At 61.9% G+C, this 22,229-nt stretch carries 21 protein-coding genes; 4 read left to right on the top strand and 17 right to left on the bottom strand.

Annotated features, from left to right (window positions below; genetic code table 11):
• Window positions 1-22 precede the first annotated feature (22 nt).
• From fliJ to QQJ96_RS01755, 12 genes are all read right to left on the bottom strand, one after another.
• On the bottom strand, window positions 23-460 hold the full coding sequence (gene fliJ, locus QQJ96_RS01700) for a flagellar export protein FliJ (RefSeq protein WP_284330185.1): 438 nt from the start codon (window positions 458-460) through the stop codon (window positions 23-25).
• The gene (fliI, locus tag QQJ96_RS01705) at window positions 457-1,818 is read right to left on the bottom strand and encodes a flagellar protein export ATPase FliI (RefSeq protein WP_284330186.1); all 1,362 of its coding nucleotides are present in this window, start codon (window positions 1,816-1,818) and stop codon (window positions 457-459) included. The genes fliJ and fliI overlap by 4 nt, the downstream gene beginning before the upstream one ends.
• Window positions 1,815-2,450, bottom strand: coding sequence for a FliH/SctL family protein (locus QQJ96_RS01710; protein WP_284330187.1), 636 nt, complete (start codon window positions 2,448-2,450; stop codon window positions 1,815-1,817). The genes fliI and QQJ96_RS01710 overlap by 4 nt, the downstream gene beginning before the upstream one ends.
• The gene (gene fliG, locus QQJ96_RS01715; protein ID WP_284330188.1) at window positions 2,450-3,463 is read right to left on the bottom strand and encodes a flagellar motor switch protein FliG; all 1,014 of its coding nucleotides are present in this window, start codon (window positions 3,461-3,463) and stop codon (window positions 2,450-2,452) included. The genes QQJ96_RS01710 and fliG overlap by 1 nt, the downstream gene beginning before the upstream one ends.
• A complete protein-coding gene (fliF, locus tag QQJ96_RS01720; protein ID WP_284330189.1) occupies window positions 3,453-5,126 on the bottom strand; it encodes a flagellar basal-body MS-ring/collar protein FliF in 1,674 nt (557 codons plus the stop codon). Before fliF ends, fliG begins: the two co-directional genes overlap by 11 nt.
• Window positions 5,127-5,198: 72 nt before the next feature.
• Window positions 5,199-5,531: a flagellar hook-basal body complex protein FliE gene (gene fliE, locus QQJ96_RS01725; RefSeq protein WP_284330190.1), complete on the bottom strand. Its 333-nt coding sequence runs from the start codon at window positions 5,529-5,531 to the stop codon at window positions 5,199-5,201.
• Between the two features lie 36 nt (window positions 5,532-5,567).
• Window positions 5,568-7,031 (bottom strand): sigma-54 dependent transcriptional regulator, encoded by a 1,464-nt coding sequence (locus QQJ96_RS01730; RefSeq protein ID WP_284330193.1) that lies wholly within the window; start codon window positions 7,029-7,031, stop codon window positions 5,568-5,570.
• A 364-nt stretch (window positions 7,032-7,395) separates the two neighbouring features.
• Window positions 7,396-7,992, bottom strand: coding sequence for a PilZ domain-containing protein (locus QQJ96_RS01735; RefSeq protein WP_284330194.1), 597 nt, complete (start codon window positions 7,990-7,992; stop codon window positions 7,396-7,398).
• Window positions 7,993-8,085: 93 nt separating this feature from the next.
• The gene (gene fliT / locus QQJ96_RS01740) at window positions 8,086-8,391 is read right to left on the bottom strand and encodes a flagellar protein FliT (protein ID WP_284330195.1); all 306 of its coding nucleotides are present in this window, start codon (window positions 8,389-8,391) and stop codon (window positions 8,086-8,088) included.
• On the bottom strand, window positions 8,388-8,822 hold the full coding sequence (gene fliS / locus QQJ96_RS01745) for a flagellar export chaperone FliS (protein WP_284330197.1): 435 nt from the start codon (window positions 8,820-8,822) through the stop codon (window positions 8,388-8,390). The genes fliT and fliS overlap by 4 nt, the downstream gene beginning before the upstream one ends.
• A gap of 2 nt (window positions 8,823-8,824) precedes the next feature.
• Window positions 8,825-10,276: a flagellar filament capping protein FliD gene (gene fliD / locus QQJ96_RS01750; protein ID WP_284330198.1), complete on the bottom strand. Its 1,452-nt coding sequence runs from the start codon at window positions 10,274-10,276 to the stop codon at window positions 8,825-8,827.
• Between the two features lie 184 nt (window positions 10,277-10,460).
• Window positions 10,461-11,693, bottom strand: coding sequence for a flagellin N-terminal helical domain-containing protein (locus tag QQJ96_RS01755; RefSeq protein WP_284330199.1), 1,233 nt, complete (start codon window positions 11,691-11,693; stop codon window positions 10,461-10,463).
• A 343-nt stretch (window positions 11,694-12,036) separates the two neighbouring features.
• Between QQJ96_RS01755 and QQJ96_RS01760 the strand changes: the two genes are divergently transcribed.
• A complete protein-coding gene (locus tag QQJ96_RS01760) occupies window positions 12,037-17,028 on the top strand; it encodes a glycosyltransferase family 92 protein (RefSeq protein WP_284330200.1) in 4,992 nt (1,663 codons plus the stop codon).
• Window positions 17,029-17,092: 64 nt separating this feature from the next.
• Here the strand turns inward: QQJ96_RS01760 and yiaA are convergent, their stop codons facing one another.
• Complete coding sequence (gene yiaA, locus QQJ96_RS01765; RefSeq protein ID WP_284330201.1) at window positions 17,093-17,497, bottom strand: inner membrane protein YiaA; 405 nt, start codon at window positions 17,495-17,497, stop codon at window positions 17,093-17,095.
• 295 nt (window positions 17,498-17,792) lie between these two features.
• On the opposite strand from yiaA, the gene QQJ96_RS01770 reads away from it, so the two are divergent.
• Window positions 17,793-18,035, top strand: coding sequence for an AAA family ATPase (locus QQJ96_RS01770; protein WP_284330202.1), 243 nt, complete (start codon window positions 17,793-17,795; stop codon window positions 18,033-18,035).
• A 195-nt stretch (window positions 18,036-18,230) separates the two neighbouring features.
• On the top strand, window positions 18,231-18,605 hold the full coding sequence (locus tag QQJ96_RS01775; protein ID WP_284330203.1) for a hypothetical protein: 375 nt from the start codon (window positions 18,231-18,233) through the stop codon (window positions 18,603-18,605).
• Window positions 18,606-18,688: 83 nt separating this feature from the next.
• Here the strand turns inward: QQJ96_RS01775 and QQJ96_RS01780 are convergent, their stop codons facing one another.
• Window positions 18,689-18,985 (bottom strand): hypothetical protein, encoded by a 297-nt coding sequence (locus tag QQJ96_RS01780; protein WP_284330204.1) that lies wholly within the window; start codon window positions 18,983-18,985, stop codon window positions 18,689-18,691.
• 229 nt (window positions 18,986-19,214) lie between these two features.
• Here QQJ96_RS01780 and QQJ96_RS01785 point away from each other — a divergent pair, with 229 nt between their 5' ends.
• Window positions 19,215-19,514: a hypothetical protein gene (locus QQJ96_RS01785; protein WP_284330205.1), complete on the top strand. Its 300-nt coding sequence runs from the start codon at window positions 19,215-19,217 to the stop codon at window positions 19,512-19,514.
• Between the two features lies 1 nt (window position 19,515).
• Here QQJ96_RS01785 and QQJ96_RS01790 read toward each other — a convergent pair whose 3' ends face one another.
• From QQJ96_RS01790 to flgL, 3 genes are read right to left on the bottom strand one after another with little or no spacing between them, the layout of a single operon-like run.
• Entirely contained in the window at window positions 19,516-20,235 is a 720-nt protein-coding gene (locus tag QQJ96_RS01790) for a class I SAM-dependent methyltransferase (protein WP_284330206.1), read from the bottom strand.
• 45 nt (window positions 20,236-20,280) lie between these two features.
• Window positions 20,281-20,949, bottom strand: a complete 669-nt coding sequence (locus QQJ96_RS01795) for a class I SAM-dependent methyltransferase (protein WP_284330207.1) — start codon at window positions 20,947-20,949, stop codon at window positions 20,281-20,283.
• Window positions 20,950-20,988: 39 nt separating this feature from the next.
• The gene (gene flgL, locus QQJ96_RS01800) at window positions 20,989-22,227 is read right to left on the bottom strand and encodes a flagellar hook-associated protein FlgL (protein WP_284330208.1); all 1,239 of its coding nucleotides are present in this window, start codon (window positions 22,225-22,227) and stop codon (window positions 20,989-20,991) included.
• Between the last annotated feature and the right edge of the window lie 2 nt (window positions 22,228-22,229).

The following is a 22,229-nucleotide window of genomic DNA, read 5'->3' on the forward strand; positions in this document are numbered from 1 at the left end:
GGCCATGCGCAGCTAGCTTTTTTCATGACGGCGAACCGGCCCGGCGGCCACGGTACTGCATGCGCTCATCCACTTCCGCCTGCTCCAGGCGCTGCTCGCGCTGCTGTTCCTGCGTGCGCAAGCGTTCCACTACGCTATCCAGCGCGTTTTCGCGCGCATTTGCCTGCAGCCAGCGCTCGCGCACCACCTCCAGCTGGCGCTGCAAGCGTTCGATCAGGTGGCCCTGTTGCACGATCGCCTGGTCGATGCGCTCGACGAATTGTTGACGGTTGAGCAGTGCGCTTACCGTCAGCCCGCCGTCGCCAAGGCTGTATTCGCGTCGGTAACGTTGCAATTCCTCGAGCTGCTGTTGCGCTTGCGCGAGTTTCTGTTGATGGTCGGCCAGGCGCTGCAAGGCGTCCTTCTGGCGGCGCTGGGCCTGGTCAACGGCGGGCTGCAGACGGTCCGAGCGCGAACTCATACCTTCATCTCCGTTGTGATGGAAGCAAGCCGTTCCTGCGCCGCCAGCAGTTCGACCGGTTCGTCGACCTCCTGTTGCAGAAACCGCTGCAGCCGCGGATACATGGCGATGGCCTGGTCAACCTGCGGATCGGAGCCTTTCTGGTACGCGCCCACCGCGATCAGGTCCTGGCGCTGGCGATAGGCCGAATAGACCTGGCGGAAACGCTGCGCCGCGCGCATCTGTTCCTTCGCCACTACGGCGGGCATCACGCGGCTGATCGAAGCTTCAATATCGATCGCCGGATAATGCCCGGCCTCGGCGAGATCGCGCGACAGTACAATATGGCCGTCCAGGATCGCACGCGCCGCGTCGGCAATGGGATCGTGACGATGATCGTCGCCCTCGGTGAGCACAGTGTAGAACGCCGTGATCGAACCGCGCCCTTGCGCATCATTGCCGGCACGCTCGACCAGCGCTGGCAGCATGGCGAACACGGAAGGCGGGTAACCCTTGGTTGCCGGCGGCTCGCCGATCGCCAGCGCAATTTCGCGCTGAGCCTGGGCGTAACGCGTCAGCGAATCCATCAGCAATAGCACGCGCTGGCCGCGATCGCGGAACCATTCGGCGATGGCGGTGGCATATTGCGCGCCACGCAGGCGCTTCAGCGGCGGCGCATCGGCCGGTGCGGCCACGATCACCGCGCGTTCGCGGCCCTCCAGTCCCAGCGTGTGTTCGACAAATTCCTTCACTTCGCGGCCGCGCTCGCCGATCAGGCCAACCACGACCACGTCGGCGTCGGTATAGCGCGTCATCATGCCGAGCAAAGTGGATTTGCCCACGCCGGAACCGGCAAACAGCCCGATACGCTGGCCACGCCCCACGGTCAGCAAGGCATTGATCGCACAGACGCCGGTATCGAGCGGCGTGTCGATCGGCTTGCGCGCCATCGGATTGATCGGCTCGCGCTTCAGCGCAGCATGGCTCTCCGCATGCAACGGACCTTCGCCGTCCAGCGGCATGCCGTCGGCACCGACCACGCGTCCGAGCAAAGCCTCGCCCACCGGCAGGCCGCCCACCTGCGAGCAAGGCCGCACGCGCGCGTTCGGCAGCACGCCATGCATTTCGGTCACCGGCATCAACAGCAGGCGTTCGTCGGCAAAGCCGACTACTTCGGTATCCAGTTCAGTGCCGTCGGCGGCATCGACCAGGCAGCGCGCACCCAAGGGCGCTTCACAACCTTCGGCTTCCAGCGTCAAGCCGACCACGCGACGCAAACGCCCTTCCACCGTCAGTATTTGCGCGGAACGCGCATGCTGGGCGCGCAAGGCGAGTTGCCGGCGCCAGCGCTGATGCCTGCCTGGCGCCGCGGCCGTCATGCGGCAACCCCACCCTCGCCGTCATCAAGATCTTCGCCGATCACGGCATCGACCACAGCGGCCAGACGGGTACTGACCCGCGCATCGAGGCGCGAGCTTCCGCTTTCCAATATGCAATCGCCGCGTTGCAGGGTCGGGTTCGCGCCAAAGCGCCAATGCGTTTCGGCAGCACCAAGTTCACGCAGCAAGTCCATGTCGCTTGGGTGCACCCACACACGCAAGTCGCGTGCAGCCGACGGCAAGGCGGCGGTGGCTTCGCGTACGGCGCGCTCGATCAACGACGGATCGAGCTGCAATTCCCGGGCTATCACGCGACGCGCGATCACGGTGGCGAGCAGCGCCAGTTCGCGTTCTACAGCGTCGTCCATTCCATCCAGCGGGCGGGACGCGGCGCTCAAGATGGTATCCAGCCGCCCCAGGCGTTCATCCAGTTCTTTCTTCGCGGCCGCCCGGCCTTCGGCGAGGCCCGTGGCGTAGCCCTCTTCACGTGCCTGGCGTTCGATTTCCTCCAGCTCGTAGACGGTAGGGCCAGGTGGCGCTGCCGGTTCGGCTGCGACCTGATCGCTCCCGACCGAAGGCGGTTCCCAACGGTCGAAGCCGGCGATGGTTTCGCGCGAAAGAACGTTAGGCATCAGACAAACTCATCGCCGCCGGCCGAAAGGCTGAGCTGCCCCGCGTCGGCCAGCTTGCGTGCGATCTGCAAAACTTCCTTCTGCGCGGCATCGACTTCGCTGAGCTTGACGGGGCCCTTCACTTCGAGGTCATCGCGCAGCATGTCGGCCGCGCGCTTGGACATGTTGGCGAAGATCTTTTCACGCACGGAGGGCTCGCAGCCCTTCAGCGCGACGATCAGGCGCGTGGACGGCACTTCGCGCAACAGCGTCTGCATGCTGCGGTCGTCGATCTCGGCCAGATCGTCGAACACGAACATCAGGTCCTCGATCTTGGTACTGAGACCGGCGTCGTGACTGCGGATCGCGCTCATCAGCTCGGCTTCGCGCGAGGTTTCCATCGCGTTAAGAATGTCCGCGGCCGCTTTCAGGCCACCGACGGTGGCCGACTTCAGTTTGCTCGAGGTGCCGGAGAACTGGCGCTCCATGATTTCGTCCAGTTCATTGAGCGCCTGCGGCTGCACACCGTCGAGGTTGGCAATGCGCATCACGGCATCGCTGCGCACTCGCTGTGGCAGGTAGCCGATCACCTCGGCGGCCTGGTCCGGTTCCAGATGGGCCAGCACCAACGCGATGATCTGCGGGTGTTCCATGCCGATCATCTCGGCGATGGCGCGGCTTTCCATCCACTTCAGCGACTCCAGGCCCTTGGTGGAGCGGCCCAGCAGAATGCGATCGATCAGGCTGCCGGCCTTGGTTTCGCCCAACGCGCTGACCAGCACTTTGCGGATGTAGTCCTCAGTGCCTACGCCGAGCGCGGTCTGGCGACCGATGTCGTCGCTGAGGCGACCAAGTACGTGCTCGACCTGGTCGCGCGAAACGTTGCTGAGCGTGGCCATCGCGGTGCCGACCGCCTGTACGTCGCGCGCACTCAAATGCTTGAGCACCTCGGCGGCATCTTGTTCGCCCAGGGTCAGCAGCAGGATGGCGGCACGCTGCGCGCCGTTGAGCGCCGGGTTGTGCTCAGCTGCCATCTTCGCCCACCCAGTTCATCACCACTTGCGCGACCTGCTTGGAATTTTCCTGCACCAACTTGCGAGCGAGGCCGATCTTCTGCTCGTACGCCATGTTCTGGATCTGCGGTGAAGTGATACGCACCGGCTCATCATGGTCGTCGTCGGCGATGCGCACGGAAACCGTGGGCACCGGCCCGGCCAGGGCCGGCATCGGTTCGGGCGCGCGCAACAGGCCCTTGAGCAGGGGCCGCAACAAGCCGAACGCGATCAGCAGCGCGATCAGGATGCCGACGCCCTGCTTGATCAGGTCCAGCATGCCCGGCCGCAACCAGAACGGCTGTGCCACCGGCGCGGCATCGGGCGCCGTATCGTCGGAAAACGCCTGGTTGATCACCGTGACGCTGTCGCCGCGCTGTTCGTTGTAGCCCACCGCGTTCTTGGTGAGATCGGTCAGATGCTGTATTTCCTGCGCGGTGAGCGGAATGCTCTTGCCCTTGCCGTCCGGCGCAGGCTTGTTGTCGACCACCACGGCGACCGTCAGGCGCGTCATCCGGCCGGCAGGATCGGTGACGTGGCTGATGGTACGGCCAAGTTCGTAGTTGCGCGTAGCACTGGACGAAGTGTCGGTCGGTGTTGCGTTGGCGGTATTGCTCGCTGCGGCGTTCGCGGCGGGTGGCGTGCCGGCGTTGGGCTTGGCCGCGGTGGGCTGCGCCACGGTATTGGGTGGCTGGTTGCTGAGTGCGCCGGCGACCTCGCCGCTGGCGCCGTCATGTTTTTGGTCGCTGCTGGTTTGCTCACTGCGCAATGCCGGCTTGTCACCGTCATAGCTCTCGCTGGCTTTCTCGGTTTCGCTGAAATCCAGCGCCACGTTGACCTGGGCGCGCACGCGACCGCTGCCGACCAGTGGCGTCAGCAGCGTTTCGACACGCTGCGCATAGCTGTTTTCCATGCGCGTGACCAGGCGCATGTGCGCATCGCCCACCGCGGCCGGGCTATTGGGATCGGAAACGGTGAGCAGCGTGCCTTGCTGATCCACCACGGATACCTGCGAGGGATCCAGATCCGGCACGCTGGAAGACACCAGGTGCACGATGGCCTGGACCTGGCTGTTGTCGAGCTGGCGGCCGGGATACAGCGTGAGCAGCACGGATGCACTGGCCGGATGATTGTCGCGGATGAAGGCGGACGGTTTGGGCAGGGCCAGATGCACGCGCGCGGCGCGCACGAACTGCAAGCCGGCGATGGTGTTGCCCAGGTCCGTTTCGAGCATTTCGCGGTAGTGCGTGCTTTCGGCCAGATCGCTCATGCCGAACGGTGAATCGCTTTGCGGCAACGTGGCGCCAGCCGTGCTGCCTTGTGGCAAGCCTTGGGCTGCGAGCTTCAGGCGGGTGTCCGCCAACACCTCGGCCGGCACCGAAATGGAAGCGCCGTCCGCACCAAGCCGAAAGGGGATATTGCTGGTCTGCAGGACTTGCGTTACCGCCGCCGCATCTTTGGGATCAAGTCCGGCATACAGCAAGGTGTAGTTGGGTCCGCGTGACCACAGCACAATGCCGACGCCCAGGGCCACGGCTGCGGCAACACCCACCAACAACATCAGCAAACGCGTTGTCGGATTGCGCAGGAGAACTTTCAGCTGGTCCTGGCGCGAGTTGGTAGTAGCGGGAATGTTGTCGGCCATCGGGGCGTATCAGTAATTATTTTTGCCGTCACTCCCCGCGAACGCGGAGATCCAGTAGCGAAGCGCTTGCGATCAAACCGGCATGTTCATGATAGTGGTATACGCATCCACCAGCTTGTTGCGCACTTCCACCAGGCCGCGAAAGGCGAGATCCGCTTTCTGTCCCGCGATCGAAGTCTTGACGATGTCGGCGCCGGGATCGCCGCGCTCGAATGCGTTGACCTGCTTTTGCGCTTCGTTCTGCTGCGCGACCACAGATCCGATGGACTGCTTGAACAGCGTGCCGAAATCCGTGCCTGCGCCCTTGGATGCGGCGGACAGCGCGGCGGACGGCATGCCGCCGGTAGCGAGCGAACTCAGCGCGCGCATTTGCGAAAGCACACTATTGACGTCGATCTGACTCATGTCGGTTTTCCAACGCTTGAGCGGTTACTGGGTGCTTCAAGCAACGGCTGTGCCACTGTGTGGAGATGCTTCATTGCCGCGGCAGGCCGATTGCAAACCGTACTTGCGCAGCTTCTCCACCAGTGTGGTGCGCTGCATGTGCAGCAGCTTCGCCGCATGTGCCACGACGCCATCGGTGATGTCCAGCGCTTGGCGGATCAGCCCTACTTCGATGTCGGCCAGGTGATCCTTCAGATCCACACCACCTTCCGGCAATAGCACTTCGGTATCCAACAGGCTGCGGTGATGATGCGTCGGCACGGGCTTGGCCTGGCCATCGAGCATCGCGCGGATCACGCTGCCGCCGGTTTCGTCGATCGGCTGAGCGCCGCGGTATTTTTCCGGCAGGTCGGTGGCACGTACTTCGCCGTTCGGATAAAGAATGGCCAGGCGCTCGACCAGGTTGGAAAGTTCGCGCACATTGCCCGGCCAGGAGTGCTGGCGCAGCGACTGCAGCGCACTGCCGCTGAAGCGCACGCTCTGCAGGCCGCGGCGCTGCAGGCGCTGATTGAATTCGGTGATCAGTTCCGGCATGTCTTCCAGGCGCTCGCGCAGCGGCGGCATCTCCAGCGGAAACACGCTGAGGCGGTAATAGAGGTCTTCGCGGAAGCGGCCTTCGGAGGTGGACAGTTCGAGATTGCGGTGGGTGGCGGCAATGATGCGCACATCGCAGCGCTGCGTACGGTTGCTGCCGACGCGCTCGTACACGCGCTCCTGCAGCACGCGCAACAGTTTCACTTGCATCGGCAGGCTCATGTCGCCGATTTCATCGAGGAACAGTGTGCCGCCCTCGGCCATCTCGAAGCGGCCCTTGCGGGTGCTGATGGCGCCGGTGAAGGCGCCCTTCTCGTGACCGAACAGTTCGCTTTCCAACAGTTCGGCCGGAATCGCGCCGCAGTTGATGGCCACGAACGGCTTGTCGCGACGCGGGGAGCAATCGTGGATGGCGCGCGCCACCATTTCCTTGCCGGTACCCGATTCACCCAGCACCAGCACGCTGGAATCGAACGGCGATACCTGGCGGATCAACGCATTGACGCGTCCCATGGCGGTCGAACTGCCCACCAGGCGCAGCGGCGCCGGGCTGCTGCTGGCGCGCAAGGTCGGCGCGCGGCGCACGGCTTCGGCCAGGCGCTCGTAGCGCAACGGGAAATCCAGTACTTCAATCTGTGTCGCATAAGGCGAGCCGAGCTTGGTCAGCCGGTCCAGCTGCGGCGAATCGGAACCCACCAGCACCAGCAATTGGTCCGCCGGTACGTCTAGCGACGCCAGCAATTGTTCGCAAAGCGCTTCGTCCTCGATTCCGCCGATATACACCGCTCGCCAGTCGTGCGTTTGGGAATCGGTAGGCAGCGACGCGTCCCAACGCTGCGGGAAAAATCCCATGAACTGCATGGCCGAGGTGACGATGTCGGCACGGGTCCCGTTGGATTCGATGATGAGTACGTTGCTATTTGGCATGAACACGAGTCCTGCTGCGTTACTGCGACTGCTAATGAACAACGACGATCCCGCATCAAATGTCGTGTGTCCCCTGCGTGTCAGCGGTTCGCCGCGACACGTGTGCCAATCCAGCAAGAAGAACGCCAAAAATTTCGCGGCAATTTGGGTCTGTGCGGCACATCCCGTTTGCTGCGTGACGGATTTCGCACGTCGAACCTCGACGCCTTCACATTTGCAGCCCACCAAAGAAACCGTTTACATCAAGCACTTAGATCGATTTTTATACTCGACGGCAGCGACGGTTCAGCTGCCCGAAATGCTGGGCCCCGCGTAGGCGGGGTGGAAATCCGGCATTTACGGATGTTTCATCGCGTGATAACGATCACATTCTGTGCTTGCTGCCCAACACAGTTTCCGACGCGCCTGTCAGTCTCGCCGAGGCCACTTTGCGTCGGTGGTGACAAAAAACGAAACGTTCCAACCCATCCTCGACCACTTCGCTTAAATCCTGAAAGAAAAGGAAAACGTTGTCACCGGCTAGCGTTTTTCCACGCGCCACCGGCAGCTCCAGTGGCAAGGCGCGACAGCCGTCAAAATGCAGGCGCACAAGCAGGCCCCTGTCAGGCGGAAGCAGACTTTCCGGCACGACCAGACCCACGGCGTTGAAGCTCACCGCCTGGCGCGGGGGCAACAGCGTGGCGGGAAGCAGCAGCCGATCGACGATGTCGAGCAATACGTTGAGCTTGCTGTCCATCCGCTGCAGCTCCTGCATCAGCGGGTCGTCGTCGTCCTTGGGATTGTCGGCCTTGCGCTCGTCCAGCGAGGCGAGCGACCGCAGCACATTGAGGTTACGCTCGTTAAGACGCGCGATGTCCTCGGGCGTGGGCTCGAAAGGCTCGATGGCTAGATGCACGTGACCTTCATAGGTCACCCGCTCGGAAAACGCCTGCCATTTTTCTTCGGTTTGCGTGAATTGCATAACACCCTCCCTTGCGCCGGCTTTATGACGGAACGCCAGCTACAGGCAAGCATCATTCATGAGCCGTGCCATGAACAGTGCGAAGGCCGGGTATTAGAAAGATGAGGTAACGTAGTGGCTCAACGCCCGATGCTTATACTGGTGCCGGCTAAGCTCCTGCTCCACCGCCTCGTGCGCTTGCTGCGCACGTTCCAGCAAAACGAGGTTGTGCGCCTGCAAGGTAGCCAGTAGTTCTTGGTGCTGGAGGCCAAGCGAACCGCTTTGTACGTGCTGCAAGTGCAGCTGTCGGCGCGCGTCCAACTCGATAACCAGCGTCCAGTTGCCGGCGGCCGCCGCATCGCACATTTCAATGGTGAGGGCCAACGCCTGCTGCAGGTCGTCTTGCACGCTGCCGTTCATGGCACCGCTACTTGCGCCTTCATCTGGGCCAGTTCGGCCAGGTACGGTTCGCGGATCGCATGCCAGGCTTCGCGGATCGGAGCGATCAGCCGCTCGCATTCGTCGAGCGCGCGCAAATCGTCATTGAGCTGCGCATGCAACAGGCGGCGAGTGATGTAGTCATATAAGGCGTCGAGGCGCCCGGTGAGTGTGGGCTCCACGTTGTGATCGAGGCTTTCGCGCAAAGCGACGAGGATGCCGATCGCCTTGCCGAACGCCTGGCCCTTGGCGGGTATGTCCTTGTGCAGGATGTGGCCACGCGCCTGGTTGATGCGGTCGACCAGGCCATCGAGCAGCATCGCCAACAACTGGTGACGGTCGGCGCCCTCCAGGCTGCCTTGCGCACGTGTCTGCGCATACAGCGAGCTGCCAAGTCGGGATGGGTAACTCATGATCAACCCTTGTTGCTGGTATTGCTCATCGCATTGACCGCCTGCGTGAGGTACGAGCTGGTGTTGTTGAGCGAGGACATCAGGGTGCTCAGGTCGGTGTACTGCTTGACCAGTTGCTGCTGGTAAACCGCCATGCGCGCGTTCAGAGCGGTTTGCTGCGATGACAGCGAGGTCAGGTCGCTGTTTAGGTTGTTGACGCGCGACTGCAGCACGCCCGAACTGCTATTGAAATTGGTGACCAGGGTGCTTAGCTGGGTGGCGATACCGTTGGTGCCGGTGAAAAGCTGCTGCACCGACAAGGGATTGCTGGCCAGTGCATTGGCCAGCGTGGTCGAGTTCAAGGCGAGGGTACCGTCCGCGTTGCGGGTGATGCCCAAGTTGGCCAGGCTGCCGATGCTGCTGGCGGAAACCTTGCTGCCCAGTACGCTGGAGATCTGGCGCTGCACCGCCGACAACGTGGCATCGCCCAGCAGCACGCCGGCCACCTTGGTGGTGCTGTTGTAGCTTTGCAGCTGGTTTACCGTGTTGGCGTAGGTGGTGTATGCGCTGACGAAATCGTTCACCGCCGTCGTGATCGGCGTCGTGCTTTGCGCAACGGTAAGCTGTGAAGTACCGGTGGCCGCAAGGTTCAAGGTCACCCCGGTCAGCGCGCCGCTTACGCTATTGCTGGGGCTGCTGACCGAGATGCCATCGATGGTCAGCTGGGCATTGCCGGCCGTGGTGCTGGGCGTGTTGAGCGCACTCGCCAGCGAGGTGACACCGGCGCTGCTACCGGTGCCGGCGCTAATGCTGAAGGCATTGGCCGTGCCGGTGCTGGTCGAGGTGAGCACCAGCTGGCTGCCATTCACGCCCGCCACGATGGTGGCGGTCACGCCGGGATTGCCGCTGGCGTTGTTGATGCTGCTAGCGATGGAAGACAGCGTGTCGGTGGCGCCAACCGAGACGCTCACGCTCTTGCTACCCACCGTGATGTTGAGCGTGCCGGTGCCCACCGTGGCCGTGCTGGACTGTGCCGCACTGATGCTTCTCTGGGCCGTGGCGAGCTGGGTCACGTTGAGGCTGTGGGTGCCGGGCGAGGCATCCGGTAGCGTGGTCACCGTGCCGAGCGCGGTGCTGGACAGGGTCGCATTGAAGGTGCTGTAGGTATTGGTGGAGGTCAGCTCGTTCAGCGCCGACTGCACGCCCGAAAGCGCGGTCTGCAAGGCGGTAAGCCCGGCGATCTTGTTGTTGTCTTCGTTGGTCTGGTTGGTGATCTGCGCCTGCGGGCCAGCTTCCTGCGCGTTGACCAGTGCCGAGATGATGGAGTTGACGTCCAACCCCGTGCCCAGGCCCAGCGAGCTGAGCAGGCCCGTACCGCTGATGCTGCTGCCGGAGCTGCCGGTGGTGGAAGTGGAGCCGGCGCTCGCGCTGGTCAGCGCGCCCGAGCTACCACCTACACTGGAAATGCTGCTCATGAAAGGCCTCGTCGAAGGATTTCTGCTGTCATCGAGCTGCCGGCAAAACTCACTCTTGGCTTGCTACCTGGACCGAATGAGAGCTTTGCCCGCCGCTCGTGTGGGTTTTCTGGCGGCTTGGACGCCGCCAGAACCCCTTCAAGCAAAATCCCGGCCATGGCTGGTGCCATGGCCGGGCCACTAGTTACTGCAACAACTTCAGGATCTGCTGCGGCTGCGAGTTCGCGGTGGCCAGCACCGAGATACCTGCCTGCTGCAACACCTGGGTCTTGCTCAGCTGTGCCGTGGTCGCCGCAAAGTCGGTGTCCTGGATCGAGCTTTGCGAAGCGGTCAGGTTGGTCTGTTCCGCGCTCAAGGTGGCGATCGTCGACTGGAAGCGGTTCTGCACGCCGCCCAGCTGGCTCTGGAAGTTGCTGACCTGGGTCAGCGCCACGTCCACGCGGGAGATCAGGTTGTTGGCATCGTCCACCGTCAAAACATCGCCGCCCGCCAGCGAACCGGAGGAGTTGATCACCGAGCCGTCGGTGTAGCTGGCACCCGTGGCCGCAAAACCGGTGGCCGAGGAGCCCACGCCGCTAGCGCCGAAGGCAACAGCACCGGTGGTCAGGTTGAACGCCGTACCGGCCGCACCAGTCAGTGCCGCACCCGTGACGGCCAGTTCGCCGGTGGAGTAGATGTTGATGCCGCCGCTGGCATTGACCGCCGCACTGACGCCCGCGATGCCCGCTGCGTTGATGGCATCAGCCAGGCCCTGTGAGCTGCTCGCGCTGGCGCCGCTCAGGCTGTAGCTCTTGCCATCCGAACCTTCGATGCTCAGGCCGCTCAGGCTGATCGACTGGCCCGATACGCCGCTGGCATTGACGAACGCACCACTGAGGTTCTTGGTGGAGATTTCCGACACCTGGCCGAGCTGCGAGGTGGTGGCGCCTTGGCCGAGCTGCACGTTGATGGCCTGGCCCACGTTCGAACCGATCTGGAACGACAGCTGGCCGACCGAACCATTGAGCACGTTGGTGCCATTGAAGCTGGTCTGGTTGGCGATGCGGGTGATTTCCGACAGGTACTGCTGCACCGAGGTATCGATCGCGGCGCGGTCGGACGACTGGTACGTGCCGTTGGCCGACTGCACGGCCAGGTCGCGGATGGACTGCAGGTTGGAGGTGATCTGGCTCAGCGCCGAGCCCGCGGTCTGCGCCAGGTTGATGGCATCGCTGGCGTTGGTGCTGGCCTGGCCCAGGCCACCGATCTGCGTCTGGAAACGCGTGGCGATGGCGTAGCCGGCGGCGTTGTCCGCGGCGCTGTTGATCTTCAGACCCGAGGACAGATCGCGGGTGGCGGTGGCCAGCGCGCTGCCCGACTTGCTCAAGTTGTTCTGGGCCTGCAGCGAAGCGATGTTGGTATTAAGAACGAGTGACATGGAAGTCTCCTGAAACCGGTAAGCGGTACTTGGGCCGGCGGGATCCGTCACCTAGCTGTGCCGACCGCCTCAGGAACTTTTTCGGCGCCCGGGGGCATTACTTGAGATTTTTTTTGCAGCCACACCAACGAGATGGCGGCGAAAAGTGTGATCGACAGCGCTAAAGATTTTGGTGCTGCTGTCGAAGACGCGCCCGCTCCTCGATGAAGACCTACCGCCCGGCGCGATCATCCGTTGGCACCAACATTGCTCCCACCCCCTCATACCTGGTGCGGACGCACCGGAAGCGTCGGAATTCCGACGCCTGCGTGCCCGTGCTCTATCGATCAGACGAGGAAACCACATGCGTTGCGTGCTTGCGATTTGCGCAGTGTTCAAAGACGAAGCCACGTACCTGCGTGAATGGGTCGAGTTCCACCAGCTCATGGGCGTGGAGCGTTTCTACCTATATAACAACAACAGCTCCGACCCCTATCTAGATGCGCTTGGGCCGCATATCGCCTCCGGCGCGGTGATCCTGCACGAGTGGCCGCAGCACCCCGCACAGCTACAAGCGTACGAGCACTGCCTGAAGACGCACGGCAGCGAAGCGGACTGGATCGCCTTCATCGACCTGGACGAGTTCCTGTTCGCGCCCGATGCCAGGCTTTTGCCCGATGTGCTGGCCGAGTATGCGGATCACCCCGGCGTAGGCGTGAACTGGGTGATGTTCGGTTCCAGCGGCCACACCACGAAGCCGCCGGGCGGCGTACTGGAGAACTATCTGCGGCGCGGCCCGCTTGAGGGCGGCATTCCCTACCGGCAGGCCGACGGCAGCTATCGCCCGGAGAATGCGCACATCAAGAGTATCGTACAGCCGACCAAGGCCCTTGCCTGCACCAATCCGCACTTCATGCGCTATGCCGACGACGCGCACGCGGTGGACGAAAACGGCCGTCCGATCGACGGGCCTTTCACTAAAAACGTGTCGGTGGAAAAGCTGCGCATCAACCATTACTGGAGCAAGTCCGAAGAGGAATGCCGGCTGAAATTCGCCAAGCCCTTGGCCGACAGCACGGGCTCCAGGGACTGGAACTGGTTTCTGGAGCACGAGAAGGTCCTCAATGAAGTGCACGACGACGTAGTGCTGCGTGTCGTTGCACACCTGGGCGTGCAGCCGCCGCAGTGGCCGCTGGATACCTTCGTCCGCGATGAGGAGGGCGTGTGGCATTCACCGCTGCGCGAGCATCCGCCGCACAAGGCCATCCACGCCATCGCCACGCGCCTGCATGACGTCGTGCGCGAGACACCAGACACGAGCTTGTATTCGGCGGTCTTGGCGAAGGAGATTCACCACCGTACCAGCGCCTTGCATCTATCGCCCAGGCGCGCCAATGCATTGCATCTGCTCGAACCCATTGCCGAAGGCAGCCGTGTGCTGGACCTCGGTTGCGGCGGCGGCGTCAGTACCATGGCGTGGGCCGAGCGCGGCTGCAGCGTGGACGCTGTCGAGTTTGCGCCGCACTGGGCAAGGGTGGCGGCAGCGCGACTGCGCGACTATCCGCAGGTGCGCGTATTCCAGGCCAGCTTGCGCGAACTGTCGCTGCAACCGGTCTATGACGTCGTTTCGTTGACCCTGGCGGACGACTATGCCGAAGCATGGCCGCGCGGCAACCCGCTGCGCGAAGCGCTTGCCTTGGCGGCAAGCGCGTTGAAACCCGCGGGCACGCTAATCCTGGCCGTGCCCAACCGCCAGGCTTCGGCCGGCCAAATGCATCTGCCCACGCGCGTGCAGCTCGACGCCATGCTGCGTGCGATGGGGCTTGCGCAGATCGACCTCCAGCTCGCGTTTCCCGATGCGCTGCTGCCGGAAGTATTGGTCTCGGCACATGCGTCGCAGGCCACGCCGGCTTGGCGCCCGGACGAACTGATCGCACAACGCCCGCTGCTGCGCGAAGCCGGCAAGGAAGCGACCCAGTGGGAGCTTCACGCCGAAGCGGGCACGCTGAGCGAACATGCACCCGGATGGCTGTGGATTGCCCGCCGCGAGGGCGCGCCTTCGCCGCTGCATCCTGATGTCCTGGCGCACAGCTTCACTGACAATCGGGTACCTGCACTCAACACGGTCACCGAATATGTTGAGCGTGATGGCGCCATCCAAGCCGTACCGCGACCCATGCAGCCTGGGCAGGACTGGTACGGGTCCGCTTTCGAACCAGTGCAGGAACCCTACCTGCTCCCGCCAGGACGCTCGCTGCTGGTCTTGCTGCGCAAGGCCATCTACCAGCAGCGCACCGACCTGCTGGTAGGCCTGCTGCGCAAGTGGATCGCACTGATCTACACGCAAGCCGACGACGAAGACAAGATTCCCGGCGAGTGGCTCGACGCGCTGCCTGCGCACATCTATTTGCAGGCCGATGGCGAAACCCTCGCCTTGCATGGCGGCGAATGGCGTGCGCGACAAGCGGTGGAGAAACAGATTCCAGTCTATGTGGGCCTGTGGCAGATCGCCTACGAAGCCGGGCTGGAAACCCTGCTCGGCCAGGCATCGCCGGCCGAACGTGTCACATGGTTGTGCAAGCGCTTGCAGATTGACGCCTCGGCGGAATGGATCGGGCACGGCCGCAACATCAATGAAGCCTTTGCCCGCGAAATCCACGAAGGCGACTGCTGGAACCGTACCGATCGCCACCTGAAGATCATCCCGGAATGGCTGATCCCGCCACCGGTTTCGGATGTCTACCGACCTTGGCAAGCGCAGCTGCAACTCAGCGACACGGCCGTGGCCCAGGCCATGCGCCGCATCGAAATGTATGGCAAGCCACGCGTGCAGGTGATCGTGATCGATCATGCCAACGACGTGCAGGCCGTGCAGGCGACACAAGCCAGCCTGGAACAGCAGTATTACCCGCATTACCAGCTGAGCGTGATTGGCAGCGACGACGATCTCATGCTGCGCCTGCATAGCGAAATCGCCGCTAGCGACACCGATTGGGTGCAATTGCTTTACGCCGGCGACCTGCTGCATCCGGCCGCCTTGCTGCTGCTTGCCGAACGCGTGGTTTCTCATCCCTATCTGCGCGCTGTCTATTTCGATGAAGACGCCAACAATCACGGTGTGTTCGAGCAGCCGATCTTCAAGCCGGATTTCAACCTCGACATGCTGCGCAGTTATCCCTATGCCGGTCGCGCGCTCGCCTTCCAGCGCCAGCGCTGCGTCGAGCTGGGCAACCTGCAGGCGCGCTATGGCGACATGGCCCTCTACGACTTGCTGTTCCGCTTGATCGAAACCGACGGGCTGCAGTCCATCGGCCATATCGCCGAGGTCATGCACCATGCCGCACTGCCTTTTGGCCAATGGCTGGCGTCGGAAGAGGTCAAGGCACACAGCGCCGGCATCGTCTCCGACCACCTCACACGCATTCGCGTGGCGCATCGCATGGAACCGGGCGCCCTGCCCGGCTTCAACCGCGTGGTGTACCAGCATGCGCGGCAGCCGCTGGTGTCGATCATCGTGCCGACCAAGGACCAGCTGCCGCTGCTCAACGGCCTGATCGACAGCCTGCTCTCCAAGACCTGTTACCTCAACTACGAGCTGCTGATCGTCGACAACAACACCGAAGAGCCGGCCGCTTGCGCCTATCTCGACGGCATCGAACGACTCAACAGCCCGCAGCTGCGCGTGTTGCGCTATCCGCATCCGTTCAATTATTCCGCCATTAACAACTTCGCGGCCGCGCAGGCGCGGGGCGAATACCTGATCCTGCTCAACAACGACACCGCCGTGCTGCATGCCGAATGGATCGAGGCGCTGCTCAATCATGCGCAGCGCCCGGAAGTCGGCATCGTCGGCGCCAAGCTGCACTATCCCGATGGACGCATCCAGCATGGCGGCGTGGTGCTGGGCCTGCGCGGCCCGGCCGACCACCCCTTCATCGGCCAACCGATGGAAGCGGACGGCTACATGCATCGCTTGCGCGTGGACCAGAACTACAGTGCGGTAACCGCGGCATGCCTGATGATCCGCAAAGCCGTCTACGACGAAGTAGGCGGCTTCGACGAGCAGGATTTCAAGGTTTCCTACAACGACGTCGACCTGTGCCTGAAAGTGCAGCAGGCCGGCTATCTCACTGTGTGGACGCCGTACGCACGCCTGATGCACGTGGGCAGCGTAAGCCAGACCAAGGTCGACACGACCGCGCAGGAGGCCAAGCAGAAACGCTTCCAAGGCGAACAGGGCGCGATGTACCGCAAGTGGATGAAACTGCTTGCGAGAGACCCCGCGTATAGCACCAATCTCAGCATCGACGGCGCCGGTTTCGAACTGGATCCGCTGCGTGGCAAAGCCTGGCAACCGTTCGCCAGCCCCTTGCTGCCGCGCCTGTTCTGCGTGGCGGCCGACGAACACGGCTGCGGCCATTACCGCATTCGCCAGCCGTTCGCCTCGATGCAGCGCGAAGGCATGGTTGAGGGCCTCATCGCCGGCATGCACCTGCCGCCGGTGGCGATGGAGCGCTTCCAGCCCACTTCGCTGGTGCTGCAACGCCAGATCAACGAACACCAGATCAAGCTGCTGGAGAGCTATCGCGACTATTCCAACGCCTTCAAGGTGTTCGAACTGGACGATTTGATCCAACAGATTCCGGTCAAGAGCATGTTCCACGGCCTCATGCCCAAGGACGTTGTGAAATCCTTGCGCCGCGCCGTAGCCACGGTGGACCGCTTCGTGGTTTCCACCGATGCCCTGGCCGAGGAATTCAAAGGCTTCCACTCCGACATCCGGGTGGTGCTGAACCGTCTGCCGGTGGACTGGTGGAGCGACCTGTCTTCGCAGCGTCGCGTCGGCCGCAAACCGCGCGTCGGCTGGGGTGGCGGCTCCAGCCATCGCGGCGACCTGGAACTGATCGCCGACGTCGTGCGCGACCTGGCCGACGAAGTGGAATGGGTGTTCTTCGGCATGTGCCCGGACAAGCTGCGACCTTACGTGCACGAATTTCACACCGGCGTGCCCATCCATGAGTACCCGCGCAAGCTCGCCTCGCTAAACCTCGACCTTGCGCTGGCGCCGCTGGAAGAGAACTCGTTCAACGAATGCAAGAGTAACCTGCGCCTGCTCGAATACGGCGCCTGTGGCTTCCCGGTGGTCTGCACCGACATCGTCGGCTACCGCAACGACCTGCCTGCCACCCGCGTGAAGAATCGCTACAAGGATTGGGTCAGCGCGATCCGCATGCATCTGGAAGACATGGATGCGACGGCAAGCATGGGCGATGGCTTGCGCGATGCGGTGCGCAAGGATTGGATGCTCGAAGGCGACAAGCTGGTGGCTTGGCGGGATGCGTGGTTGCCGAACTGACCACGCATACCTGTAGGCTGGGATGCCAATCCCAGCTTCGTGACGCTGGGATGATCATCCCAGCCTACGAAATTTCCGCCACCGAACCGTCGCGGGTGTTCTTTTGCACAGCGATCGCGGCAAACAGGCTCAAGGCGTAGGCCATGCCATAAAAGCCCTTTTCGCTGGCCGACAGCGTGGCGTTGTAGAGCCCTATCACCAGCAAGGCGATAGCGATCAGCGTCGATGCCCAGGCGAGACCATAGTAAAGAGCGGTGACGGGAATGCCTTCGAGCCGGTCGCGCACGCTCTTTTGCACGGAAATGGCCGCGAACAAGCCATACATCAACACCGCGAAGTAGTAACCCTTTTCGTTGAGCTGCATGCCGGCATGCCAAAGCCCGATGAGAAAGGCCACGACCCCGGCCAACAAGGCCACCCAGGATGCGGCGACAAATGCGAAGGAAGGTTTTTGCGAAGTGCCCTGCATGATTCATCTCCTTTGAGTAAAAGCATCAGCCGGAATGAAGGGCTCCCTGGCTCGCAAGACATTCAGTGGCTTGCGCCGTGCGCCCCCGTTCGCATCGGCCGTGCTCCATCATAGCGATGTACGCAGAAGATGAACAATGCGTAGGCTTGGATGCCAATCCCAGCGTTCTTTGCAGCATCGTGATGCCGGGACTGGCATTCTGAGGTGTCCCAGCTTTTCTGGCAGTCATTCCCGCATAGATCAGATCTACGTTGATGCCGTTTCAGAGCGATTCGTCATTCCGGCGAAGGCCGGAATGACGAGCAAAACGCTACGCTACCTCTTGTGGATCGCCGCACTGGATACACCGCGACCGCCGTCCCTGATGGTACTGAACGAACCAGGGATCAGCCTGCATCCCGATCTCCTGCCCGCCCTCGCCCGCCTGATCGGCCAGGCCACTGCGAAGAGCCAGGTGGGGGTGATATCGCACGCGTCCCGACTGATCGCTGCGCTCGAAGACTTGCCTGCAACGCCATCGCGCTGGAGAAAGAACTGAACCAGACGCACATCGCCGGTCAACGCGAACCGGATGAACCGGCCTGGCGTTGGCCGCAGCGATAAGCGAAACCGTGCGCAGGCTGAGGCGCCAAAATCTGCATTTTCAAACTTCTTTTATGGCTGCGAGGGCCGTCCCTGTTTATACATATCTGAGCAGTAGCGACGCCCATCCCCCTTGCATGAGAGTTGATCCATGCCCGCCATAGATCATGTGGTACACGTATGCCCCTCGGTTCGCAACGAACCATCACCCACACCCCATCCGCCCGACAGCCGTCCTCCCGATGGAGAGCTTGGGCTGGATAAATTGAACACCTACGCAGCCAAACTGGCTGGCATTTCATGGTCCGAGCATGTCATCCGCATCCTGCTGGAACGCAATGAAGCCTACAAGCAGAGATACCCTACCAGCTCTCCCACCAAACGTATCTGCTGGCCGCTCAATCCCGTGCAAACCACCGCATTGCAAACAGCCTTGTATTTCCTGCAGCAACACGCCGATACGCTCAGCCCTCCGCCGTTGAGCAGATATCCCTGCGATGAATCCACTCAGATCGCTTCTGAATGATGGATACGCATCAAGCGTCGGCCATCACGATCGACCACCAGGGGCCTAGCTGAACATCTCTTACTCAACCAGCCCCTTTTCTACTAAAAATCGACGCCAATAATTGAATCAATTTCGTCGACCACGTCGCTTTTGGCGCCCAGAAAAACCAACATCCATTGCGCATCCACCCCTTGGAAACGGCTCGCTACCTCCTTATAAATTAAAGCGCGCAAATCTTTGTTAGATACAGTCATAGCCGTTTCTGGCGCCCTGAAAAGCACAAATTTGCCGCCATCTTGGATCTCAAAATCAGCAGCGGCACTTATTCCTTGGAGTGTTGAAGAAAGCCAATCCGCGACATCCTTCATTTTATCGTCGAGATCAGAAATATTAGTCATAACTACTTACCCGCCTTGTTGAAGCAGGAGTATTTACCATTTGATAAGCCTTGGGAGGTACTGTACATCCTTTTGCTTCGGCTCTCGCAATCATCGCCTGGCGGCAACGGATGCCACCCACCATGCAAACGTCAAAGCGCGACGTCATAGCAGCAGCACCTACCAATCTAAACCGAGATGATCATTTCTTACTCAACTGGACACCGATTCGCTGGCTGGCGACGCGCGCATGGCCCTGGCTTACGACATCGTCAATACCACCTCCTACATACCGGAGGACGGCCTGGCGTTGTCGCTGAAAGGCACACGCAGCATGTTTGTCGCCCGTGTGGAGCTAACGGATTTCGCACTGGATTGCGAAGTAGCCGATCCGCGCACGCGAATCGGCGAGATCCTGGATGCTTGCGAAGCAACCCTGGCCACGCACGCTGCGTTGCTAGAGGATTTCTCCTGGCTTGAGTTAGCTATCCCGCACGGTCTGGATCAATTTAAAGCAACCTATGGCTCGGCCACGCGGGCGAGCGCATGATTCAAGTCAGCTTGAACAATTTCCCCGGTATATTCTGAAAACCGGTCGCACTCGCCAGCATCGTGCCACGATGGTAGGAGAAGTTCTTGTCGGTGGTCGGCTGGAAGAATTCGATGAAATCCAGGCTGCGCTTGCCGAGCACAAAGCCACCGATCAGCGGCGGATTGACCGCATACATCAGCGGGATCAGCGCCATCATCGAGCTGGCCGGCACGCCGATCAGGTGTTCTTCCAGGTCGCCGCTTTGTTGGCTGTGCTGCGGATAAAACCACAGCGGCGTGCTGATGAAGAGAAAGGAATCGTTGCCCATGCCGGTGAGCAGGGTGCGTAGCAGCCACTTCGCGGTTTCCGCGCTGAGGTGCTCGATCACGTCCAGCAGGCAGATGATGTTGTACTTGGCGAGGCGATCGGAGGGGATGCTTTGCGCCAGGCCGTGCCAGGCGTTGCGGTAGATCTTGCGTTCGAACAGGGCATGGTTGGCGAAGGCACCCTCGAAGCCGTCCACGCCGTCGACGGACCAGTGCTGGGTGGCAGGATGGCTTTTGATCAATTCGCCAAGACCGCCCCTGCCGAAGCCGATGTCGAGCACTTCGACGTTCGCGGCATTGTCCTGCATGATATGGAAGATCAGCTCTTTCGGCGACGCCGAATCACCCGCGGGCAGCAGCTGCGTGTCGATGGAATCGATCTGTTGATAGTCTTTAAGAACTTGCCGCAGCATGCCCAGGCCTTCGATGGATGAGGGTTGATGAATGATGGTCTCGAATCAGACCGGGATGACTTTGACGACGAACTGGAACACGTTCGCATCCTGCACGGCCTGCTCCGGGTCCCCACCGGCCGCCTGGGCCATGGCGCGGATGTACGGGGCGAACTGCGCGCCATTGGGATTGTTGAGCATGCGCGTGACGCCGGTGACGATACCGAAACCCGCTCGTTGGAACATCTCCAGCAGGGTGACGCGGGTAAACCAGCGCAGATGGGTGCGGTCCAGCAGGCCGGCAGGTTCGTAGCGGAAATCGCCGCAGCTCAAGCGCGCCTGGATGCTCCAGTGCTGCACATTGGGAACGCAGGCCAATAGGCAACCGTCGGCAGGCATGATCTCGCGCAGGTTGGCCAGCAGCTGCCAGGGATCGCGCAGATGCTCCAGTACATCGGCAAACACCCAGCAATCAGCGTGAAAACGGTCGCGCAGGAAGTCCTTGTCCATGGCTTCAATGTCGAAGGAAAGCACTTCGTCGCAATGGGCGGCGGCCATTTCGGTGTATTCCGGCACGATATCCACGCCCACGTAATGCGCCTGCGGATTGCGCTTCTTGTACTCGCGGGCGAGTACGCCGGAACTGCAGCCGATCTCAACGACGCGCTTGCGGTCCAGTGGCATCAGGTTGAGTACGTCCTGGTTGTGAATTTGGTTGACGGGGGTCTGTTGCATGATTGGGAAACTCCTCAGTCGCAAGGCCGCGCGAACGGATCAGCGCAGGTAGTCGAACAGGCTGGTGCCCTGGATCTTGGCGAACACCTGTTGCGACGCTTGCAGCGCCGTGGATTGCAGGGACAGGTTGCTGATGGCCGTGGCCATGTCTACGTCCTGCACGTCTGACAGCGCGCTCTTGTAGGTCACGTTGAGATCGGAATAACTGCTGCTTTGCTGCTGCAGGGTATCGATGCGGCTGCCGACCGAAACCTGTGCGTTGGAAACGGAGTTCATCGCCTGGTTCAGCGATTCGAGCTGGCGGTTGAGGGTGTTGGTGATCGAGGTCGAACTGCCGCCGCTCTGCAAAGCCGAGATCATGTTGTTGAGCGTAGTGAAGACGTCCTGATTGTTGGACGCGTTGTCCGACTTCAGACTGACCGTGTCGCCGGCTTTCGGCGTACCGCTCATGCTGATGGTGACTCCGTTGAAGCTGATGCTGCCGCCGTCGGTGTAGGTACCGGTAATCGGATTGCCGCTGCTGTCGGTCACCGGATTGCCGGCAGCATTGGTCACGCTGTAGCTGCCGTTGGCGCCGAAGGTGATGGTGTCGTTGACTGGCCCTGCCGCAGTGGCAGCACTCCATGCGGCCGTATTGGTAATGCTGTTGGAGCCCACCACCAGCGTACCGGTATTGCTGCTGCCCGCACTGGCTACAAAGGAACCGTTACCGGCGGACAGGTTCATGAAAATGGCGCTGCCCGAATCGCTGCTGGCCACCTGCAAGCCGGTGCCGATCGCGGTGAAGGACTGTTGATCGTTGCCGGCATAGCTGACCGCGCCAGTGCTGCTGTTCGTCACGAACGGTGTGGTGGTGGTACTGGTGCCGGCAAATAGCGCCTGGCCATTCCCATCGGTGGCGTTAGCCAGCTGCACGAGCTGGTTGCGGTATTGCGTAAGCTGCGTCGCCATGTTGCCAAGGTCGGCGGACGACATGGCCCCGTTGATCGCGCTCAAGCCGATGTCGTTCACGCTGTTCAGCAGGTTGCCGATGGTGCTGAGGGTGGAAGACTGGGTGGACAGGCGCGTATTGGCGGCATTGATGTTGCTGGTGAACTGCGTGTTCTGGGCAAGGATGTGGTTGAGCCCCACGATTTGCGCGGCGCCGGTGGGATTGTCCGAGGCCACGTTGATGGCCAGGCCGGTACTCACCTCGTTTTGGGTCTGCGCCAGCGTGCTCTGCTGGTTCAGCATGGTGCTGAGCTGCAGTTGATACGTCCAGACGGTGGAAATGCGCATGG

Source organism: Dyella flagellata, assembly GCF_030160275.1.
Taxonomy (GTDB): Bacteria; Pseudomonadota; Gammaproteobacteria; order Xanthomonadales; family Rhodanobacteraceae; genus Dyella_B; species Dyella_B flagellata.

Coding starts and splice junctions, on each gene's coding strand:
- fliF (WP_284330189.1), bottom strand. CDS start 5,126: ATGGCCGACAACATTCCCGCTACTACCAACTCGCGCCAGGACCAGCTG.
- QQJ96_RS01795 (WP_284330207.1), bottom strand. CDS start 20,949: ATGCAACAGACCCCCGTCAACCAAATTCACAACCAGGACGTACTCAAC.
- QQJ96_RS01755 (WP_284330199.1), bottom strand. CDS start 11,693: ATGTCACTCGTTCTTAATACCAACATCGCTTCGCTGCAGGCCCAGAAC.
- QQJ96_RS01780 (WP_284330204.1), bottom strand. CDS start 18,985: ATGACTAATATTTCTGATCTCGACGATAAAATGAAGGATGTCGCGGAT.
- QQJ96_RS01770 (WP_284330202.1), top strand. CDS start 17,793: ATGACGAGCAAAACGCTACGCTACCTCTTGTGGATCGCCGCACTGGAT.
- fliI (WP_284330186.1), bottom strand. CDS start 1,818: ATGACGGCCGCGGCGCCAGGCAGGCATCAGCGCTGGCGCCGGCAACTC.
- fliJ (WP_284330185.1), bottom strand. CDS start 460: ATGAGTTCGCGCTCGGACCGTCTGCAGCCCGCCGTTGACCAGGCCCAG.
- QQJ96_RS01730 (WP_284330193.1), bottom strand. CDS start 7,031: ATGCCAAATAGCAACGTACTCATCATCGAATCCAACGGGACCCGTGCC.
- flgL (WP_284330208.1), bottom strand. CDS start 22,227: ATGCGCATTTCCACCGTCTGGACGTATCAACTGCAGCTCAGCACCATG.
- QQJ96_RS01710 (WP_284330187.1), bottom strand. CDS start 2,450: ATGCCTAACGTTCTTTCGCGCGAAACCATCGCCGGCTTCGACCGTTGG.
- QQJ96_RS01775 (WP_284330203.1), top strand. CDS start 18,231: ATGCCCGCCATAGATCATGTGGTACACGTATGCCCCTCGGTTCGCAAC.
- fliS (WP_284330197.1), bottom strand. CDS start 8,822: ATGAGTTACCCATCCCGACTTGGCAGCTCGCTGTATGCGCAGACACGT.
- fliG (WP_284330188.1), bottom strand. CDS start 3,463: ATGGCAGCTGAGCACAACCCGGCGCTCAACGGCGCGCAGCGTGCCGCC.
- QQJ96_RS01790 (WP_284330206.1), bottom strand. CDS start 20,235: ATGCTGCGGCAAGTTCTTAAAGACTATCAACAGATCGATTCCATCGAC.
- QQJ96_RS01735 (WP_284330194.1), bottom strand. CDS start 7,992: ATGCAATTCACGCAAACCGAAGAAAAATGGCAGGCGTTTTCCGAGCGG.
- fliD (WP_284330198.1), bottom strand. CDS start 10,276: ATGAGCAGCATTTCCAGTGTAGGTGGTAGCTCGGGCGCGCTGACCAGC.
- fliT (WP_284330195.1), bottom strand. CDS start 8,391: ATGAACGGCAGCGTGCAAGACGACCTGCAGCAGGCGTTGGCCCTCACC.
- fliE (WP_284330190.1), bottom strand. CDS start 5,531: ATGAGTCAGATCGACGTCAATAGTGTGCTTTCGCAAATGCGCGCGCTG.
- QQJ96_RS01760 (WP_284330200.1), top strand. CDS start 12,037: ATGCGTTGCGTGCTTGCGATTTGCGCAGTGTTCAAAGACGAAGCCACG.
- yiaA (WP_284330201.1), bottom strand. CDS start 17,497: ATGCAGGGCACTTCGCAAAAACCTTCCTTCGCATTTGTCGCCGCATCC.
- QQJ96_RS01785 (WP_284330205.1), top strand. CDS start 19,215: ATGGCCCTGGCTTACGACATCGTCAATACCACCTCCTACATACCGGAG.